We start from the raw sequence: 22789 nt of genomic DNA, 5'->3' as shown, positions 1-22789 counted from the left end.
AGCGATGTCGTGGAGGACCCCGTGTACCAGACACCCCAGCAACTGTCCGATCTCGACGCTCAGGCTGCCACCGATGCACTCCATTTCCACGCCGCGACCAGCCCTGACCTCGACTGGCAGTACCGCCTCTACGCCCTTGGGCACGACAGCCCGGAGGCCGGAGCCGACGAGGTCGGCAGGTTTCTTCTCGTCAGGGTCGATGAGGACGGCTCCGTCCACGAGGTCGCCTCGCCGCAGACCCTGCCACACCAGCAGTGGGCGGAGGATCTGCTCGACCGCCTCTGGGAAGGCATGGAGACCGGCAGTCTCCTGGAGGGAGAAGGTAAGGGCGAGACCACTCTCGCTTTAGCGGAGCAGAGCGTAGTCGCCGGAATCGTCAACGGCCCCGCACCGGAGCGTCCGTCCTGGCAGAGCACCAGCGATCCGGCCACGGAGGCCAAAAGCACTGATCTCTGGGAAGACGCTCCCGCGAGTGCCGACGACTACTCCGTGGGTGATCAGGTCGAGCACCGAGACGAATCCGGGGAGGACGAGCCGGTCACGGCGATGGTCACCGGCTTCCCCGACGCGGGAGAGTTCGGCGACCTTCTGGTGCAAGACGTCGACCAGGACGACGAGCCCTACCCCGTTCTGCTGAACCACGTCGTCTCCCGGCGGCACCCTCCCGAGGAACCGGTCCACGAACCGGTCCGGTTCCGTCCCCAGAGCCAGGACGACCTGGCGCCCTCTGGGCCCTTCGCCCGGATCAGGGCGAACATTGCCGCGCTCCGTACGCTGCACGTCCTGCGGGAGGAACAACGCCCGGCCTCCGGGGACGAGCAGGCGGTCCTGGCTCGCTGGAGTTCATGGGGAGCAGTCCCCAACATCTTCCACCCGCGCAAGACCGAGTTCGCCACGCTGCGGGCGGAACTACGGTCCCTGCTGAGCGAGGAGGAGTGGTACGCCGCCGAGGCCACCACCAGGAACGCTCACTTCACCGACGCCGGCCTGGTCCAGCCCATCTGGCAGGCACTCACGGACCTCGGCTTCCGGGACGGCCGGGTGCTGGAGCCCGGCTGCGGCAGCGGCAACTTCCTTGCCTATGCTCCGGAGACGGCGCGGATGACAGGCGTCGAACTCGACCCCGTCACGGCAGAGATCGCAGCAGCCCTCTACCCGGACGCTGAGGTCAGAAGCGAGTCCTTCGTCGACACCCGGGTGCCTGACGGATACTTCGATGCCTCGGTCGGAAATGTGCCGTTCGATGAGATCGCGATCACCGACCCGGTCCACAACCCTCTCCGGCTGGCCACGCACAATCACTTCATCGTCAAAGCGCTGGAACTCATCCGTCCCGGTGGCCTCATCGCCGTCCTGACCAGCCGCTACACGCTCGACTCGATCGGCAAGACCGCCCGTCTGGAGATCGCGGACCGGGCCGACCTGCTCGGTGCGGTCCGGTTGCCCGCGGGGGCGCACCGCCGAGCCGCCGGAACCGATGCAGTCACCGACATCCTGATTCTACGGCGCCGCGACGGGCGGGTTCCCGACACGCCTCCGGCGTGGATCGGCCTGTCTCCCGTACAGGTGGGTGCGGACAAGACTGTCCTGGTCAACAGCTACTTCGCTCAGCGCCCCGAGATGGTCCTCGGCACGATCGATCTCAGCAGCACCCAGTACGGCCGCGACGACATCACTGTCCGCCCACTCCCGGACACCGATCTCCCCGGAGCCTTGAGCGAAGCACTGGCTGCGGTCACCCGTCAGGCCCATGAGGCGGGCATGACCATGAGCGCCTCCCCGGACGCCGTCCAGCGGGCCGCGGTCGAGCAGCGCGCCGAGCGGATGCGCCGTGCCCAGGAGATGTTCGGCGAAGAACTCCAGCGCTTCGAGGGAACGCTCCTCGACCAGAAAGACGGAACGTTCCTGCAAGTCGTCGGGGGAGAGTTGGACACCCGCCCGGTCTTCAGGAACAGCGTCGAGGAACTACGGTCCCTGCTGCGCCTGCGCGACACCTACGTCAGCCTGCTCAGTGCCGAGTCCACCGCAGACCAGACCGAGGCCACCCAGCTGCGCCAGCAGCTCAATAGGCACTACGACGCGCACACAGCGCGGTACGGCTTCCTCAACAAACGCGACAGCCGGCGCGACCGGCGCTCCGCCCACGGTGCCTTCCGTTCCGATCCCTACGCGGCGGGCGTCTACGCGCTGGAACGGTACGACAAGGATGCCGGCACGGCCACGAAGTCGGCGATCTTCATCCGGGCGGTCACCAAGCCCGCGGCGCAGGAGAATGAGGCCGACAGTCCGCAGGACGCACTGGCGATCAGCCTCAACACTCACGGCGAGGTCCGCCTCAGCGAGATCGCGCGCCTGCTGGGACTCGAATCCCTGGACGAAGCCAGGGACGCCCTCGGTGCCACCGTCTTCAACGAACCGGGAACCCAGCGCCTCGTGCCCGCGGCCGAGTATCTGAGCGGCAACGTCCGCGGAAAGCTGGAGAAGGCCGAGCAGATACTCCGCATGGTCTCCCACGAGTCCCGGAGTGAGCACCCCCTCCAGGCCAACGTCACCGCTCTGCGCAAGGCACTCCCGCCGGACAAACAGCCGGGTGACATCGAAGACATCAACTTCGGTGCAACCTGGATCGCCCCGGAGTACTACCAGCAGTTCCTCCAGCAACTCCTCCAGTCCCCCTCTGTGACGGTAAGCCGCACCTCAGGAGCCGACTGGAACGTCGAGGCGCCACCGTCCGTCCGGAAGTCCAGGGCTGCGACCAAGGTGTACGGAACACCTCGCCGCAACGCGGTGGACCTGGCCCAGCGGATGCTGCGCCGCTCCTCTCTCGTGGTCCACCCGCCCAAACGGGACAAGGATGCTACGCCGGAGGAAGTCCAGGACGGCAAACGGTGGGCGGCGGAGCAGACAGAGCAGGTCATCGCCAAGACCGACGAGCTGAACCGGCTCCTGGCCGACTGGCTCTGGCAGGACCCCGAGCGCACCAAAGACGTCCTTGCCATCTACAACAAACTGCACAATTCCCACGTCCCCTACCAGGGAGACGGCTCCCACCTGACCTTCCCCGGACTTTCCGACGAGATCACTCCGCGACCGCACCAGCGCGCGGGCGTGGCCCGTGCCCTGACGGAGCCGGCGGGAAGCTTCTTTGACTACGAGGTCGGATTCGGCAAGACCCTCACCATTGCCATGACGCTAATGGAGATGAAGCGGCTCGGCATGGTGAGGAAGCCGTGTGTCGTGGTCAAGAACGCGACCGTCAACGACTTCCGGAACGACTTCCTCAAAGCATATCCCCAGGCGCGTGTCCTGGCCATTGACAGCAGCGAGTTCACGAAGGAGACGGCCGCCGCATACATCGCGCAGATCGCCAATGGTGAGTGGGACGCTGTCATACTTCCCCAGAGCCTCTTCAAGCGGATTCCTATGTCAGGACGAGGTCAGGAACAGTTCGTTGCGGACCAGACGGCAGAGTACCGGGCGCGTATCCACAAGGTGCTGACCGGCAGTGACGAAACTCTGGATCCCTCTCTCAACCCCGGCGGCGACCCGCTGATCGCTGACGCGCTGGACACCGTGGCGGCCATCGGGACTGGACAGGGCAGAGACCGGCAGAAGCGGGAGACAGTCAAGTCACTGCAAGGTGATCTCAAACGCCACACTCAGCGGGCCGAGAAGAATCTCGTCAAGGAGACCACCACCGGCGTCTCATGGGAACAGACCGGCATTGACTTCATCGCCGTCGACGAGGTACAGGACTTCGCCAACGGAGAGGTCGGGGCCAATAATTCAGAACTCGCGCTCCCTGTCTCGACCCAAGCCAAGGACCTCAAGGTCAAACTGCGTATCACCGAAAAAGCCTACGGCCCCAAGGCGGGCCTCGGTTCCACAGGGACACCGTTTCCCAATGCGATGCCCCAGGCATTCGTCATGCTGGACTACTTCCGCCCTGACATTCTGGCAGATGCCGAGATTTCGGCTTTCTCATCGTTCCAGGCGCAGTATCTCCGGGACGTCATAGCGCCGGAGATATCCCCGGAGGGAACTCCGCGCATGAAGGAACGCATCGGCGCGTTCCGTAACGCGAAGCAGTTCCACCCCATGTGGAAATCGATGGCCGATGTCAAAACCAAGCATGACATCCAGCTGCCGGTCCCTGAGCATGTCGGTGAGACCATCGTCGTCCCGGCCACGGATGCAGACCGCCTGTACATGGCCCATATCGCAGATCGCGCCGACCTCGTGCGCGCCCGTGAGGTGGATCCGACCGAGGACAACCTGCTCAGCATCGCCAACGATGGCCGCATGGCGGCCATGGACCTCCGCATGGTCGGGATCGATCCCGACGGGCCCGGCAAGCTCGACGCCATCGTCGGCAAGGTCTTCGAGATATGGCTCCAGTACAAGGATCAGACCTACACCGACAGGGAGGGTAATCCCAGCGAAGAGAAGGGTGCCTTGCAGCTCATCTTCGCGGACCGCGGCACTCCTTCCGACAACGCACGGAAGAAGGGCCGGTTCATCGCGTACGACTACATGCGGGACAGGCTCATCGAACTCGGCATGCCAGCCGAACTCATCGGATACGCACAGGATGCCAAAACCGCCGAGGAAAAGGAGGCCCTGTGGTCGGCGTGCCGACGGGGCAAGTACGCTGTCCAGATCGGCAGCACCGAGACTATGGGTGTCGGCGTCAATGCCCAAGATCGCGCTATCGCCTTGCACCATGTGGATTGCCCGTGGCGGCCAAGCGATGTCACCCAGCGTGAGGGCCGGATCATCCGGCAGTACAACCAGCACTTCGATAAAGGCATTCCTGTTCAAATATTCCGGTGGGTGAAGGCCGGGAGCTTCGACAGCTTCATGTGGCAAACAGTGGAGCGCAAAGCGAAGTTCATCGACCAGGTCCGGACAGGCAGGGAACTTGAGGAACAGGAGCAGACACTCGACGGCGACCTGGGCAAGGACTACCTAGAATTCGGCGAGATCAAGGCCATCGCCACCGGAAATCCCATTCTCCTGAAGAAGATGCAGGCAGATGAGGAAGTGCGCCAGCTGGACGCGGCCTTCAAGAACTGGAAGCGCACACAAACCCATCTTCGGAATGTAGTCGACACCGGAGACCGAACCCTCTCGGAAGCACAGAGCCGAGCCGACCTCGTCCAGAAGGCCGTCCAGGTACGCACGGAGACAAAGGGCGAAGCGTTCCGGATGGAACTGTCCAACGGGAACGTTGTCACCAAACGGTTGCAGGCCGCCACTGCCCTCCGGACAGAGCTGTCGATGATGCGCCGCCAGATGCGCGGTGAGGCGAGTGGGTGGCAGCACGTTGCGACGCTCGGCGGCCAGCGCTTCGAGGCCCGGATCAACAGCTTTCACGACTGCATAGATTTCAGCATTCGTGGTCTGCGGGACATTCCGCAGGCGTACTTCACCGTCGACGACGTTGGTGCCATCATCGGGGACGGCAAGCCACCGCTCGGCCTCGTGACCCGCCTGGAGAACCAGGCGGACAAGCTTCCCGGCCTCCACAGCACGCTGGTCGCCGTCGTGGCCGAGCTGAGCCAGGAGATTGATCGAGCGCAGAAGCTGGTTGACCATCCCTTCGCCAAGATGGACAAGCTCCGCCGTGCCCGTGCGGAGCAGGCCCAGCTCGAAGCCGAGATCGAATCCCAGGCCGGCGCATCAGCACCCGACGACGAAGAGTCCTACGTCGAGGACTCCACCAGCAGTCCCCTTGTCTGGCCCGACATCCCTGCCGTCATGGAGACCATCGACGCTTTCCAGGAGTGGGACGCTGGTTCGCCCTTCGCCGCCTGGCGTGAAGAAGCAGGCACTGCGGAAGACTCCCCCGAGAGCGCCCAGAGGCACCGCGTCCACGAGACCGGTACGAGTCTTGTGGAGGAGGTGAACCGGCAGCGGAGCGTAGCGCTCACTGGGGGTTTGGCAGACGGCACTGTCCTCCGGCAAACCCAGGAGCTGCTGGACACTGCGATCAGCTACCTCGACATCCTGGAAACCAAGGACGGTGACCCGCACCACGAAGAGGCACGGGACCTGACTAACGGTCTCATTACCACGGCCACGACTCATCTGGACAACATGGCCGCCTGGATCCGGGAAAGTGAGGAACGCAAGGCTCGCGCTATCGACCAGATCGCCTATGGAGTGGACCCAGAGGGAGAGGACTTCGAAGACGGCATGTCCTTGCGGGACATGGCTCTGCACGACGCTGCCGTAATGGTCGCCGAATTGGGTGGGACTGCCGTTGTCTTTGAGGACGGAGAGTGGGCCGGAACCGCAACGGGCAGCGGACCCGGTAGCACGGATACGGGCGATTCCCTCGCCCTTCCACTCGAAGGGCGCGAGGTGGTGTTCGTACCTGACGACGCGCTGCCGGACTTCAGCCGCCTCCCGGAAGTTCCGATCACCGATGCTGCGGTCTTCGCTGAGCTGGCAGACCGCGCGCAAACGGCCTACCGAGCATGGAGCCTCACCCGCACAGCAAGGTCTCAGCTAGAGGACGAGCGGGGCGGACTGCATCGGGCCGAGGGCGCGATTCCTAATCCCGCCACCGCGCTCCATGAAGCATACTTTCACGCACTCAGGTACCGGGGTGACGATGCAGCGGAATTAACCCGCCGATACGGCAACGTGATTGCCCACTCCAGGGCACTACGGGACCGCCTTCCCGAACCTGAGCGCGAGAGCGAGGAATGGTACGACGCCGATGCCCTTCGCCGTGTCGGCGATCTAACCTACGAAGTCGTCACGAACATGCTCGCCGGCCGGGCAGCCAACTCCGTCCAGCGACAGAACGCGGCTCCGTACGCCGACCGTACGGAGTACTGGGCTGTTGAGCAGAGAGTGCTCGACATCTACGAGGAATGGAGGGGCGCTCTCGCTCCGAACCTGGCGGAGGGCGTTGCGCAGGAGCGGGCGCTGGCAGCTGCCGCCGAGAGGGCATCGAAGGAGAGCGCGGACGCGAGGCACAATCGGCTGCTGGGGCTCGATCACGTCATCGACTCCGCGGTCTTCCAGACGTTCGCGGACGCAGCCCGTGCGGTTGCCGATCAGTGGGACCGGGAGCAGCGGAGCCACAACTCGGTGAGCAGCACGTGGGCGATGTACCGGGCGGTCCGCGAGCACGCCGCCCGGTACGGCAGCACTGTCGATACGGCAGATGCCGTCTTCCTCCGGTGGGCGGCCAGCGACGAGCCCGTCACCGCTGCGGACGACGAGGTGGCGGAGTTCATCCCAGGTCTGTCGCTGTTCGACGAGTACTCCGTCACCGGGCCGGGTGGCACATCATCGAATCCCCAAACCGGAGTTGATCTCGCTGCGGGGATCGCACAACTTCGCGCCGACGGCGCGGAGATTGAGGAGACACCGACCGGACTGGGGCTGTCCACTCCGGACGGCAGCCGCTTCGAGATCACCGCGATCACATCCACCGAAGGCGATGCACCCGGTCCGGCACAACGGACTTCGGTCGAACCCGCTCTCCAGAAGCCGAGCACCCCTTCCGACGACTCCCCGTCCGCATCCGAACCTGAGGGAACAGCCACCCCCCGGGCAAGGAGCCTGGCAATCCTCCTCGGTCCGTACACCGACAGCGGAGAGCTGGTGGCCGGCCGGGAGCTGATCATGGAGTCGATCGCTCGGATCCAGGCGATCGCCCAGACTCGGGGAGAGTGGAGCACAGCACAGATCACGGAAGTGCTCAGTGCCAGCACCTCCGTAACAGACAGCGAACAGATCACACCGGGGGAGACGTTCGCCCTCTTCGACCGGCTGGCATCCGGCGCCGCGTCACTCGCCGAGACAGCGGACAGTGAACTCGCAGTCCACGCCGAAGTGCTCGCCCAGCGCACCGAGCGACACCTCGGACGCATGCACGCCACCGGCCCTGATCTGTTCGACCTGCTCCTCGACAGGCTGGACCCCGACTCGTGGGCGGTCCTAGCCCGCACAGATCCCCTGAAGGAGCGACCCTCCGCCTACTCCGACAGCGACCATCTTTCCTTTGCCCGGTCGAGGGTCTTCGAGACCTATGACCGGTGGCCGCAGGTCTACAACAACACGGGCGGAGAGGCCAGCGATCAACTGCGCGGCGCGATGTGGCAACTGCGCCAGGCCCCGGACACAGCTATCAGCTCTGCGCTGCCCGACTGGATACAGACCGTCGGCCACGCGCTGCGCGCAGCCGACGAAGCCGAGGATCCCGTCAGCCGCAGTGTGCTGCGCGAGGTCGCCCGCCAAGCCTACGAGCATCAACGAGCGCTCGCCGCTCCGCACCTGGCCGCAATTCACTCCCGCGCCTACGGGCATGGCCAGGGCTACATCGACGGTGCCACCCAGGTCGCGTCCGCATGGGACACGTGGATGGAAACTCAGACAGCCCGCTACCTGACGGAACGACGCGACCGGACGGACACCGCCCCTTCAGCCGCGCGAACGGCAATGGACGACGTCGGACACGCCCTCCACGCCGCGGAATGGGCGGCTGTGGACGATCAGGCACTCGACGACCTCACCCGCTGGACCACGAAGCTCGCACACACCACCTACGCACTGGTGATGAGCCTGAGCGAGGGAGGCTACCGGCACACCGACGACAAGAAGGCCCTCGACCGGCTGGTGCGTGACTGCTACCAGCACGCGGCGAGCTGCCGTGCGTCCGCCGAGCAGCCAACCGCGGTACCCGCTGTCCGCGAAGGGCAGGCCCAGCGCCAGGAACAGCTGCGGGCAGAACTGGGACCCGGCGGCGTCGTACCGCCCGGGGGAGCGCGTGACAGGACGGCGGCCGACGACAGGACCCTGGAGGTCGAGCACCATTACCGCGGAACTGTCGTCCGCGGAGTCACCAACGAGGAGGCCGACGGCCCCGTACGGGCCGCTCTCGACCGCCACGGATTCAAGCTCACCCGCGATCGAGCCTTCTGGTATCTGCCCCGACGGATGACACAGGCCAACCGGAACAGCCGCGTACGAAAGCTCGTCGACGACCTCAGCCGCCTCAACAAAGCCTATGAGATGACTGAGGAGCCACGCGAGCAGACGGACGCTGAGATCACCCTCCCTGTAGGCGAGCCTTACGCCACCCGGGCTGAGGCCGACGCCGACTTCCACGAGATGTTCGGCGCGTACTGGCAGGTCGGAGAGACGCCCGCCGGCAAGCGGCTGATCACACGCGGCCAGAGTGCCCGCCCGGACGGCGAGGCCGTGCACCGGGCGCTGGAGGATCTGAGGCAGGGTGCGGTGGCCGGCAACCAAGACCCCTTCGTGCACGCCCCCGACGACGTCGTCAAACGCTGCACCACCCTTGCGCTCACCGTCCAGACACTGGCGCGGCACCTGGACGAGGAGCGCTACCGCGCCCCCGTGGCTCTTCGCCATCTCCGCACCATGTCCCAGTACGCCACGCTCCTCGCGTCGCGCATCACCGCCACAGCGGCGGCGGGTACCTGGGCAGAGCTGTTCTCCGCGCCGGGCACGGCATCCGTCCCCGGCTTCCCGCTCGCCACCCAGCCTCATACCGAGACCACCAACGCACCTGAGGACGAGGCAGCGGAACCGCCGGTGTTCCGCCCCGATCCCCTCGTTTCCGGCCCCTACCGGGCGGACGAGATGGCGGAGACCACAGAGGCGCTGGAGCTCCTGCTCCAGCAGGTGTCCGAGGCCCTGCCTACAGGGCCACAGCCTGAGGGACCGTTTGGTCCGCCGTCGGGCGGACCGGAGGAGTGGCACCGCGGGCCGGCCCGGATCAAACTCCCCGAGGGCTTCGCCTCCTATGAGAGTGACACGACCGTTCTCAAACCCGGCGACGTCGTACGGGAGCGTTTCAAGCGGTGGCTTGAGTCAACGTCGTGGTCGTATCGCACACTCGTGATCACCAGTGCTCGCGACAACTACGACGGGTACTACAGGGCTGCTCCAGGCACCCGTGTGCATCCCAGGGAGATCGTCGCAGTTCCCTCCGATTCGCGGCATCTCAGCGGAGCCGATGAGGACCGGTACACCGCCCGGCACGCGTTCACCGCCCGGTGGGAGGAAGCCGAGCAGACAGTCCGCGCGTCGCTGAGCGGGGAACAGCCGCTCACTGCGGCCATCGACGCCTACCGTCAGGCGTTCACCGCGACAGGCACTCTCGTCCGTGAACTGGAGCACCTGCACCTCCCGGAGTCCAGCCGCAGCCTGGTCTCTCAGCTCCTCACAGGAACCGAACACCACCTTGTGCGGCTCACACTCACCCATCGCGTGGCCGAGGAGTCCGGAGAGCAGAAGCAGCAGCACCGTGAACAGGAACGCGAGGCCGCACGGAACAGTCCGGGCACCAACGACGATGAAGCCGAGGCTGCGGACAGGGCCCGCAAGCGGGCCGAATTTGAGGCCAGGATCGCCGAGAGTCTCGACCGTACGCACGAACGAGCACGGGAGCGCGCGGTCGAGGCTGCGCTGTCGGACGAGACCGTGCGGTCCTGGTTCACCGAGCAGAAACCGCAGAACGAGCTACGCGCTCTTCTCCGTGAGTGGCTCCGTGTAGCGACCATCGGAGACGGGCTGTTCCGCGACTGGTTCATTGCGAGCGGGCCAGGCGCCGAGGACACCGTCGGCCAACAAGTTGTGGACGATGTCTTCACGGCGATGACGGCACCGCCCGAGTATCCGACTGACGAGGCCGAAGGGGTGGAGGCGGAACGCCAGGGGGCCGATTCCACCAAAGTCACTGCCCTGGCAGAAGGCGATCCCGATCCCCCCAGTACGGCAAGTCAGATCGCGGATACCGCTCGCGCCAGCGGATGGCAAGTGGCGGGGACGTGGGACCGGCTGTCCGAGTACTCATCCCCCCACTATGAGCTGGTCCTCCGGGCGCAGACCGCACGCGGCCCCCGGGAGTTCCGCCTCGTCTGGGAGATGCGCCGGGGCCGGTACGCCTACAACTCGCAGAGGTCGGCCGCATTCCACCACGCCGACAAGTCGGCAAAGCAGGGATTCCGGCCCAAACTCACCGACGTGGAGACCGAGGTACAGCGCCCTGCTGTCGACGCGGCGGACACGCAGTCCGAAGCAACAACTGCCGACAGCGCGCCGCCACCTGAGCAGACGGCCGCAGCCACCGAGCCAGGCGTCGAACAGCCCACACTGTTCGACGGTCTTCAGCCCGAGGCCGCCGAATCCCGGGTGCCCGCCACGGCGAGCCAGCTCACCGCAGCGGGGAATACTGATGCCAGCACTCTGTTGACTTCCGAGCATCTTGACTCATTGCCCGGCCACAGTCCGCGAAGGAACCGCGAGGATGCCCGGCTGGCCGTCGTCGCGACCATGACCTTCCATGACGGCCAGGCCCGTGACGCGCTGTTACTGCTCCAAACCATTGAACTTGACCCTGAAACCGGTGAAAGGGCGATCGTGCGCGGAGCGCAGATCGTGCCGCCCGGCAGCCCTGTCTCCACCAGTCTGGACGGTCGCTACCTTCCCGCCGATCTCCTCGCGATGGCCGACGCCCGTGTCCTCCCTCTCGCGGCCCCCGTGCCGTGGAGAAGCGTCGAGGATTTGGTCCGGCTGTCGCCCCAGGAGGCCCGTGCGGCTCTGCCCCTGGGCGCTCCTGGTCCCGCGCTACTGACTGAACGGCGGTTTTCCGGTACGGGCCAGCTGCGGACTCACTTCAAGGCAGCTCCCATTCCGCATCTGTCGGACGACCCACAGCGGCGTCGGCTGCTGGAGCGCCTGGCCGCTCACGAGTCCTTCGAACTGTCCCCGAACGGTCAGTTCGCGATGGTCCAGGACACTCCGGGCAGTTTCGAGATGACGGATGGAGCCACCTGGTCGCTGTTCGCCGCAGGGAGCGGCTTCCAAGCCGGCCGCGTGGACGAGTACGCATATCTGGTGGACTCCGGGCTGGAGACCGCACTCGACGTCATGGGCAGCCTGCGCTCCCGCGCAGAGGCTCTGGAACTGTCAGAGCGGCTGGCGGCTATCCCGGATCACCTCGGAGCACCGGTCGACTGGTCTGACCCCGTCCTGCCGAAGACTCTGGGGCCGTTCGCCAGCGAACTGGACCGCTGGGCCCTGCGGGAACGTGCGGCGTTCGAGCATGAGCGTGGCCACACTTCCGATACGAACGGCACCCTCCTCGTCTGGAACCTGATGGCCCCGCAGCCGGATCGCGCTCCGGCTGCAGACGATGAGGCATATGTCGATGAGCTGGAGGCGGGCGACCGCATCTGGTTCGGCGCGGACGACGAGTACGTTCCGCGAGAGGTTCTCGACGTACGCGAAGGCCCCGCTGGACTGGTCACTCTCCGGCTCTCCGCCCTGGTCGGCAATGAGGAGGACGGGACCGTTTCCCTTGATGAGCCAGACGAATGGGACGGGCCTCGCAACCTGCTCGTGAGCCGGGCCACACAAGCCCACATCGAGGCTGAGATCGGCTTTGTCCCGGCTCTCTCCCCGTCCCTTGAGGTGGAACCAGGCACAGCGGAATCCGACGCCCGGCCAGCACCGGAGGCCGAAAGGAGTGAGGCAGACGGACCCTCGGCTCCCCGGCCGACTGTCTCCGGCGAGGAACCAGCACCACCGGTGCCTGCCCAGGAGACGGCTCCGGATTCAACGCAAGGCGGCGTACCGCAGGAGGAACGAGAGGCGGAGACGGTGGCAGTCACCGAGCCGGACGCAGAGGCAGGCTCCTGGTCCAGCCGCATCACGATCGTTCACGAGGGCGGGTCTACCTTCGTCACCGGAACGGGCGGAGCCTACTGGCAGCAGGAGGCGGAGTTCCGGAACCTGCTCAAGAAGAACCGTAACTTTGCCTTCCGGGAGGGGCGCTGGCGGTATCAGGGGCGTGGAGGGAACCGCGAGCGGGTGCTGGACGAGGTGCGCGCCTATCTGCGGGCCAAGGATGTGCAGGAAGCGAAGGCCGCCGCCACGGCTTCTGTCACGGAGTACCCGCCTACCCCGCAACAGCAGCGCATCATCGACGCGTGCCTGGCCGGCCAGGACGTCGCCGTTCAAGCCCTCGCGGGGACCGGTAAAACCTCCACTCTCCAGATGGTCACCAGGCGCATGCCGGACAAGCGCATCGCCTACGTTGCCTTCAACCGATCCATCGCCGACGAGGCCAAGCGAAAGTTCCCGCGCAACGTCACGGCGGACACCAGCCACTCGTTCGCCCGCGCAGCGCTGCGGAACACCACACTCAAGGACAAGATCCGCAAGGCGGGACGCAACGGCGGAGCCCGCCGCCCCAAGGATGTCGCAGCGGCCTTGGGACTAAGCCAGCCGGTGCGCTACAGGGGCGGCAGGATCGACCCGGAAGAGGCGGCCCGGATCGTCACCTCAGCCGTGCGCCGGTACCGCGAAAGCGCCGACGCAGAGCTGGGGCCCCCGCACCTCGGGGACAAGTGGTCCAAGAGCCCTGCTGCGCCGGCACTTCTCGACATCGCGCGGCGGGCATGGACTGACATAGCCGACCCCCACAGCAACAAGCTGTTCTTCTCCCACGACGACTACCTCAAGTTGTGGGCCTTGACCAACCCGCGGCTCAGCTACGACGTGATCCTCTTCGACGAAGCACAGGATATTAACCCTGTGCTGGAAAAGGTCATCCAGGACCAGACCACCCAGACGATCGTCGTCGGGGACAGCAACCAGGCCATCTACGAGTTCCGCGGCGCCATCGACGCTCTCAAAGACTGGCCGGCTGATGTAGTTCTCCCATTGACCCAGAGCTGGCGCTTCGGTCCCGAGGTTGCAGCCGTCGGCAACGCCTATCTCAGCCTCCTGGGATCCGACCTGGCGCTGGAGGGAAACCCCGCCCTCGACACCACCCTCGGCACGGTCACAGACCCCGACGCCGTACTCACCAAGACGAACATCGCCGCGATCGGCGCTGTCTTCACCGGCTTCGAAGAGGGCAAGCGCGTGGCCCTGGTCGGTGGCGGACGGGACATCGAAGAGGTCGCCAAGGCGGCCCGCGACCTTCAGCGAGGCCAGCGCACCAAGCACCCCGAGCTAGCCGCCTTCACCAGCTGGAACGAGGTCCGAGAGTACGCGGAAGAAGAGGACGACCAAGCCCTGCAAACCCTCGTCCGGCTCGTCGACCGATACACGCCGGAAGGTCTCCTCAACATGATCAGAGACCTCGTCCCAGAAGACTCCAGAGACGAGGAGACCCGTCCGGAACTGGTGGTCTCCACCGCTCACAAAGCCAAAGGCAGGGAATGGGACCACGTCCGGATCGGCCCGGACTTCACACAACCCGAAGAGAACACCGAGACCGGCGAACTGACCTTGCCATCCCCCGCCGAGCTGCGACTGGCCTACGTCACCGTGACCCGGGCGAAACAGCGTCTCGAAATCGGCTCCCTGGGCTGGATCCACACCATAGATGAGGAGACCGCACGAACGGCCTCCCCATCAGCGGTCACCCCCGCCCCCAACCCCGTCCAAGCCGCGCCCAGCGAGCGGACTGTGCCGGACCCGGCCCCCCAGACCACCCCCGAGCAGAAGCCACCCGCAGCGGGCTCCCAGCAGACCAAGCCAGCCCCCGCCGAGGAGGACCCCGCGGCCCATACGGTGCGTCCACCACACGTCTCGATCGCCTTGCGGGTCAGCGACCAGGGAACGCTTATTGCCAGCGTAGGAATGGAGGAGGTCAGCACCGCACATGCCATGGAAACCCCGCCATCGCAGTTGCCGGGCCAGCCCTTCCCGATCACGGTCGAAATCCCGGTGATGGCCCGCCCACGGGCCCGCTCGGAATCTCTCGTCTCAGACGAAGAGGTCCAGGTCTGGCTCGGCGAGTACCTGCCCGGCACCTCTCTCGCCGCAGCCTGGGGCATCCCCCCGCTGCGCAACGAGCTGATCAGCGTCGCCCGCAACGTCCTGCGCGACTCCATGGCCCCCTCGCAAGAAGACGTCGCCGCATGGCTGGTGGAGACGGCGGCCGAGCACGAGGACCTGATCCAGGCAGCGCACAACAGCGACCTCGGCCGCTTCGCAACGGCCTTCGCGGAGACCGCCGATGGCCTGATCACCGATGGTGGTTCCGAGCACTTGAACTGGACCTATCTCGCGCAGGAGGGAACCAATCGCACCGCGATCCTCGAACTGGCGATGCCCCAGGCTCATCAGCAGCTCCGCAAGCTGCAGGCCCCTCCGACACCGTCACCCGGCACCGTACCTGAACAAGAGACGAAGACTGAACGTCAGACCACTGCCACAGAGCGGGAGCCGACAGCGGACCTGCTGCTGACCAACGGGGAAGGTCAACTGGTGGCCTCGGACGAGGTAGCTCAGGTCTTGGCAGGGATGACGGCTGCCGACGGCACCAACTACCTCGACATCTACAACGAGGCTGCAAACCGCCCGCCCGACGACGAGACCAGAGGCACGCCCACAACAACAGGTGACCCCCGCCCGGCACCCGAAACCGGCGGTGAGGAGCAGAGTCCCAGCACTGTGACGGCGACGGCACTGCCCTGGGATGCAGAGAAGATCCGTAAGCGCGCGGCGGCGGGTATCCGCCGGGGCCAGGACGGTGCCATCCGCAGCCTCGCGCGGGACGTCAGCGAGGCTGTGGGATCAAGCCGAGCACGCTACGTCTGGGAACAGGACAACCCCTTCGCCCAGTTCGAGGCGAACCTCCAGCACACCCTGGACGGCTTGGGCACGGCGGACGTGCCAACGCTCACCTTCGTAGGGGGCACTGCGGCCGAACTCCGCACAAAGATCGAAGAGATCGCGATCAGGGCCCGAGAGCACTACAACGCGCTGATCACTCCGAACGCCGGTGATCCCCGACTGCTGGCCACTCTGGACGACCGGCTCACCGCCGACAACCGACTGCCGGAACTCAGCAACCCCTTCGTCCGCGAGGCCCTGGTCCTGGTCCTCACCACAATCGACGAAGCCGAACGCACCGCACGCAGCCGTAAACTCAAGCCCGCCGCCGTACGAGACGCCCTCGATCAGATCGTCGGCCTGACCGGATACTCGTCCATGGGCTCCGGGCACGAAACCTTCCCTCACATCTACGCGGCGCTGACCCCGGTGAAGGTCCAACTTGACGCTGCGCGCGAGGTCATGGCAGAGCTGGGCCTCAATGCCACCGTCCTCGACGAGTACACTCGCCTGCGCGGTCTGATCGCCAGCCACCGCGAGAACACCCGGCCACCGGAGCCTTCCGCACCGCTGCCGCAAGAGGCTCCCGAACCGGCGGCTCCGCCACCGCTGGCCGACCGCGACATCGCCCTGGCGCTGGACCGGATCCCGGACTGGCAGTTCGGCCAAATGATCTTCGATATCGACAGCAGCGGAAAGCGCTACCCGGACGTCCACGACGGCTACATTCGTGTACCCGTCGGCCCGGGAAACGAAAAGGGGACGGAACGGGCAGGTGTCTACTCCTCCCGAGCGGGTCTGGAGATATCCGTAACCGCGGCTGAGACCGTGATCCGGTCCGGAAGGATCACCTGGACCAAGGCGGTGCACTGGCTGCGTCCCGCACTGACACCCCTCCGCCAGGAACTGGTTAGCGAGACATGGCGCACCGCCAACGCTCTGAGCCGGACTGAGGACGCCTTCACCGCCATAGGGGAAAGCAGGCGCTGCCAGACCGCACGAAGCGAAGTCCAAGACCTGCTCCGGTCACTGAAGAACACAATCCTCCAGGAGGCCGCGCACGCACACGAGAGCGGCCAAGCCGCGAGCCTCATCGCGCGGAACCGCGCCGCGGCCCGAGGAGCCGAGGATGGCCTGATCAGTCTCGACGACCTGGTGGACCCCTCCGGTCGGCAGGAACGGACAGCCGAGCAGGACGCCCTGGAACGCATCAGGCAACTTCGCGCCGTACTGCCCGATCGCCATACCGGCATCAAGCCGCTCCGGGCGGTGAGACCAGGGGATGCGTTCTGGCAGGTCTCGCCCCAGAGACTGGTGTTCGTTGCACACAGGGACGCGGTTGTCGAAGAGTCTCAGATCGCCATCCACGGGGAAGTGCACCTCGGTGGTGGCGAGACCCGCCCGTACACATGGGCGGTCGACGGCTGGGAATCCCTGGATACCCAGGTGCAGCACCTCATGCTGCCCCAGACCCTGGCCAACCTCATTGATCTGCCACCCGACCGCACTACGCCCGCGCTGACAGCCGCCCCCACCGGGCCCACCACCGAGACCGCCGAAGCGGATACCTCCGCCTCTCCCACACAGGAAGGTACGGCGGATTCGACCTCGGCGCCGGACGAACCAACCGGGGCTGAACCCTCATACCCCACCGCAGAAGAAGGCACACAGGAGAATCGCCCCCGCCCGGTGACAAGCCCCCAACGACAGGAGGAACCGAAGGCACGCGACACCTCAGCGGAGCCCGAGATCCCCCCGGCTGCGGCAGCAGGCCCCGAACTCCACGAGACCACGGCACCACGGCCCTACCGCGACCGCTACAGCTACCTGCAGGACTCCGTCGAACTCCGCCGGACCTACGAAGCATGGGCGCACTCCGGGACCGCCCGGACGATGCTCGCCGAAGAGCAGGAGCTGCGCCAGGAGACCGGCGTCAGCGGCGCCACCGAAGCCGGACAGATCGAGGAAGCGTGGCGTGCTGTCTACCAGGCCGCAATGCGCGCCAACCGGGACTGGCGCGCCCTCGCCGAGAGCCACAGCGCGTTCGTCTCCACCGCCTCGCAGGCAGGACGCGCCATGGACCAGCGCGAGGCTTTCGCGAGCGTCGACGACCGGCGACTGCTGCACGCCCTCGTCACACACGCGCGGCGGACCTCCGCGCGCCTCAACGCCACGGTGAACACGCAACAGACTCCGCACCCGCAGCCTGACGGCATCGTCACGCCGACCCGTCCCGCTGCGGACGCGCCCAGCGCGGCCGAGCCCGCGGTGGTCGAGGAGCCGCGCCAGAGTGAGCCGGCGAATCAGGCCGAAGACCTTGCGACAGAGATCGACATGCCCGGAGACGACAGCGGTTCGTGGCAGGACGTGCTCGACACCACGGGCGTCGAGATTGTCGATACTGGAGTCGAGAATCCAGCAGGCCAGCAGCCCCCGACGACAGCCGGCGGAAGCGCTGGCGAGGGGGAGCAGCCAGCCTCGGTCGCGTCCGGACCCACGGCCGACAACACCACCTCCGGACAGCCTGAAACGGAGGAATCCCCCGCAGCTGCGCCGACCTCCACGGGAGTTGTATCCGACGACAGGGGCCAGGTGGAGCCCGTGTCCCAGGCGCAGATCGACCCGGAGGATCTGATCGCCTCCGGGACAAATCCTGCGGATGATCTGGAGAGGCACTTCCAGAGCACGCTGAGCCTCTTCCAGGCGAGCCCTGCGAGCGAAGCGCCAGCCAAAGTCCCTCGCTTCAGCGAGCAGGACGCTCAACGGTTGTCCGAGAGGTACATGGCGCTGCGCGAGCAGTTGAGCCGCATCCTCACCGATATCGGCGGCGAGCCGGTGCTCACGCGGACACAGAGCCCAGCGGCTGACACTGCCGACGCCGCTGCCTTGGACACTGCGGTGGGAGCCGCCCAGGACGAGGCCGGATACTACTGGGGAAGCCCTGAGTGGGAAACCATCCGGCACGTCCGCCAAGCAGCGCTGGGACTGCGGGCGGCTGTCCGTGAGGCACTGGGCACCTACGCCGAGTCGCTGGTACGCGACCTTCGGGCTCACGGCCTGGACCGGACCATCGAGGCGTGGACCGCGCGAGCCGTCTCCCACGCCGCCTTCGCCCTTGCCCGGCGGCTGGACCGCAGCGGACAGAGGCACAGCGGCGGGTGGAGGGCGATGTGGCGCTTGCACCGCGCGGCAGCCACCCGGGCCGACCGACTGACCGGACTTCTGCCTGCCGACCAGGAAGTCGGCCGAGCGGATCAGCTCCGTGGAGCGTGGCAGTGGCTCATCTCCCGGATCAACACCCGATCCGAGGAGCCGAAGGCCCCCCGCGAGCCGGGACGTGCCCAAACCCTGATCGCGAACGGCCACGAAACCATCAGGCAGTACTACCGGATGGCAACTGCCCGGATCGGCGATCTGGCCCAGCACCCCGTATGGCGCCGCATTACCTCGGTCTTCGAGTCCTCCCGAGAAGCGATGGACAAGACATGGGCCGGTACTCACCGTCTGCACGCCGACAACGAAACCCTGGGCACGGCACGCATGCTGTGGGTCCGTACCGTCGAGGTGATCGCCCACGGTATCCGTAGACTCCTGGACCGACTCGGCCGTGGAGGCAACCGGGACAGACTGCGGTGGAACGCCCTGCGGGCACTCCATCACGCGGCGGAGGACCACCTCTCCCACCTGCGCGGCCACCTGCCCGCAGACGCCACCAGCCCACTGGGCACCTACTACGACCCTGAGCCAGCGGCGACGCAGGATCAGGGCCCAACAGCCGAACCCGCGCAGGAAACAGGACCGACCGAGCAGCGGGCACCCGGGCCGCAGCCCGCTGCGGCCGACGCTGGGCCGGAACGACCCGAGCCGAGTACCGCCGAGGTGTGGGAGCAACTGCTCCGAGCCGCCGAGATGGTGACCGGAACCAACTACACCTCGGCACTCAAGCTTCAGAGCCGCATGTGGATCGGCGACCAGGAATCCGGCGATCTGCTCCGTCGACTGGAGGACCTGGGGATCATTGGCGCTCCTGCCCAGGGCCGTCTCCGCGAGGTACTGAGCAGTCCGGACGACGCGGCACGGATCATCGATGAAGCACGTACCGCCGAGGAACGGAACGGCGGATGGAGTCCGAACCATGCCCCCTTCCGAAACCAGTGGTTCGATGAAGTGCGTGCAGCACTCCCACGTGAGCCGCAACCGCAAGGGGAGTTGTCACGCAATGACATGATCAGTCTCCTGTTCCGGGAGAACCAGCGAGTTGTCCGGCAGGAGACAGGCAGGGAAGGAGCTGGGCAGCGAGCCAACCGTGCGATGCAGCTCTACCTCAGCGGCCGGGGCAACGAAGTCCCCGGCATGCTCGCCGGCGAGGGCTTCTCATACGTGCCGGGCAGTGACGGCACACGCTGGGACGTAGCCGCCGGCGGCAACCCGGCGGAGGACACGTCAGGCCCACCGGAACCCGCCCCTGTCAACAAGGAGGCCACGGCCGCCCCAGCCACCGAGGAATCCGAGCAGCCGCCGTTGCCCCTACGCCGCCGCACCCCTGCGGAGACACCCGCCCTACCTGCCGACACACAGCCGCCACAGGCCCCCACGGCCGACCAGCGAACCGCCACCAAGAAGCACCTCGCCATTCAGGCGTACCGACTGGGCGACAAGGCACGACTCGCCGCAGCCACAGCAACCACACCCGCACAGCAGAAGAAGGCCCAGGGACTCCTCCACCTGGCGGACAGATCACGTGCTGCGGCGGAGAAGCTGAGCAGCCAGTCTCCCGCAGCCCCACCGGACACGGATGCCCTCATGGCGGAGCCCTTCCTCGCCGCCCTGCGTACGCATGCAGCAGCCAAGGGAGCCGCACTGCCGGAGGACGTAGTGCAGAGTGCGTGGACCGCCGCCGTGAGGGCCACCGGCTCGGTGCAGCGTCCGCCCGCCCCCCACTCAGGAGAGGCAACCACGCCCACGAAGACAGACCAGGGCCGCGCCGACCGGCATGCGCAGCAGCAGATTCACCCCCAGCAGCGCACTGCCCCGAACGCGCCAGGACGCCGGTAGAGAGAAGCGGGGGATGGAGCGGCGGGAGGGTGCATCTGCACGGGTAGGCGGCCTCCGACGGCGATCCCGCGCGAGGTGGTGAAGATGACCCGGCAGTGCGGAGCGTGGGCCTTGATCTGGCAGGCGGCGGTGAGCGCGGCCTCGACCTGGGGGCGGACCCGCACCTTCGTCCGCGTTCGGCCGGTCGGCTGGGGAGGGGGGCTGAGGGTCCGCCATAGGACGGATTTTCGCACAATGCAAGTCTCAGAAGGGGATCCGTCCCGCTTCTGAGTGAGAACGGGTTCTGAGACCGATCGACGATCAATCGGACTCCGGCGGATAGCTGTTGATCTTGCTCGGAAAAGGGAACGTTCATGAGAGTGGCCGGCGCGTGTAGCTCTGGCCTTAGCTCGTCACGAGGGAAGATCACCAGCAAGCGGCGGGCGCATTCACGGCCATCCGTACGAGCTTCGCAAGCAGGAGTTGGAAGCCGGTGACGAAGCCTCAGTTGACGGCTCGAAGCCGTTCGAGGAGTTCGCCAACGCCTGCCGTGTGCGCGTACAGCGCGAAGGCCGGTTCGAGGTCGCGCACCATCGTCACGCACCGGGGGGCGTCGATCCGGCCGGCCAGGTCGAGGGAGCGTGTGGCGGTCTCCGCCGCGATGTCGGGTTCGCCGTCGCGGAGGTAGGTCTCCGCCTGGTAGGTCAGGAACACGGATTTGGTCTTGGAGCGGGTGGCGGGCAGCAGGGCAATGCCTTCGTCCATGAGCCGGTGGGCCTGGCGGCGCTGACCGAGATCGGCGAGGCACCGGCCGCCGTCCGAAGTCAGGTCGGCGGGTGACATCCAGGAGCACCAGACGGGGGCGGGATCGTACGACACGGTGTCCAGGGCCTTCTCTGCGGCGGTGAGGGCGCGGCGGCACCGGCCGCCCTCGTTGAGGACAGCGAGGGCGCGGGCCTGCCGCAGGTGGAGGAGGGACCGCGCGGCGGGGTGCTGGGTGCGGGGGATGGCGTGTTCGAGGATGTCGGCGGCGGTGCGGGCGTCCTTGAGCCACAGCAGTTGGTACGCGAGGTCAGAGAGGACGCCCGCGCCGAGGTCGCGCTGGTGGGCGGCGTGGGCGTTGTGGAGGGCGGCGTGCCAGAAGCGGCCGGCGGATGCGTGCCGTCTCGCGTCGAAGTGCTGCCAGGCGATGGCCTGAGAGAGGGAGGCGGCCAGGGTGTGCAGCCGCTGCCCGTCGCCGGGGGTGTGGCGGGACTCGCTGATGAACTCTGTGACGGTTCTCAGGTGCGCGTTGAGGAGACCGCTGGTATGGCGCCTGCGTTCGGTGGCGAGACGGATCAGCTCCGCTCCGGTCGCCTCCAGCCAGGTGACCATCTCGGCGTCGACGCCACCGCGCGCGGTGGGGTGCGGGAGCCGGCCGGGCTCGGTGGCGGCCCACTGGTGGGCGAGAGCGGCGAGGGAGCCGCTGGTGTAGGCGAGGAAGGAGCGGCGGTCGAGGGACGTCATCAGGGCCTCTCGGAGGGAGGGGACAGCATGGTGCGTTCCGTCGAGGGGCAGCGGTCTGTCCTGGCTCGCGAGCCAGTGGGGCCAGCCGAGACGGGCGACGGCCACGTAGTCGATGCCGAGGACTTCGGCGATGAGCGGCTGGGACTCGTCTTCGTCGGGGATGGCCCGGCCGGTCTCCCATTTGTAGACCCTTGACCCCCTGGTACCCGAGCGCAGACCACGGCGCCCGGCCGCCCGCCGGATACGGCGGGCCAGTTCCTCCTGTGACCATCCTCGCTCGTTCCTGGCGTGCGCGAGGGGGTGGCGGATTTCGTCGTCCACCCGCCCATTCCACCACCCATTCTGCCCCCGGGGAGAGCGGTCGGGCGGACCGGGGATAGGGCGGGGATATGCATGTCCTCTGGGCACGGCGACCGGCGGCCGCTGTACTCGTTCGTGTTCCGTCCAGTCATCCGGGTGACTGGCGGAACAGTGACGGCGAATCCGTTCCCTACGGCCCTTTGACCGCCTGCCGGGCTGCACCTCCCCGCCCCTTCGAGCGAGGGCCGGGCCGGGGCCTGCGCCACCCCCCAGCACGCCCACCGTCGCCGACGCACAGGAAAGGGGCTGCCATGTCGTTCGACCACTG

At 66.8% G+C, this 22789-nt stretch carries 2 protein-coding genes; one reads left to right on the top strand and one right to left on the bottom strand.

The genetic code is table 11. The features are described from left to right. Positions 1–21: 21 nt before the first annotated feature. Positions 22–20676 carry a UvrD-helicase domain-containing protein gene (locus ACWF94_RS02245; protein WP_453483838.1) on the top strand — a complete coding sequence of 6885 codons (20655 nt, stop codon included), beginning with the start codon at positions 22–24 and terminating at the stop codon, positions 20674–20676. Positions 20677–21159: 483 nt separating this feature from the next. Here the strand turns inward: ACWF94_RS02245 and ACWF94_RS02240 are convergent, their stop codons facing one another. Then, a complete protein-coding gene (locus ACWF94_RS02240; protein ID WP_453483836.1) occupies positions 21160–22482 on the bottom strand; it encodes an XRE family transcriptional regulator in 1323 nt (440 codons plus the stop codon). Positions 22483–22789 lie beyond the last annotated feature (307 nt).

It is taken from the genome of Streptomyces sp. NPDC055078, from assembly GCF_053607985.1.
Note: the sequence above shows the minus strand (reverse complement) of the source record. Positions and strands in the feature narration are given on the sequence as shown.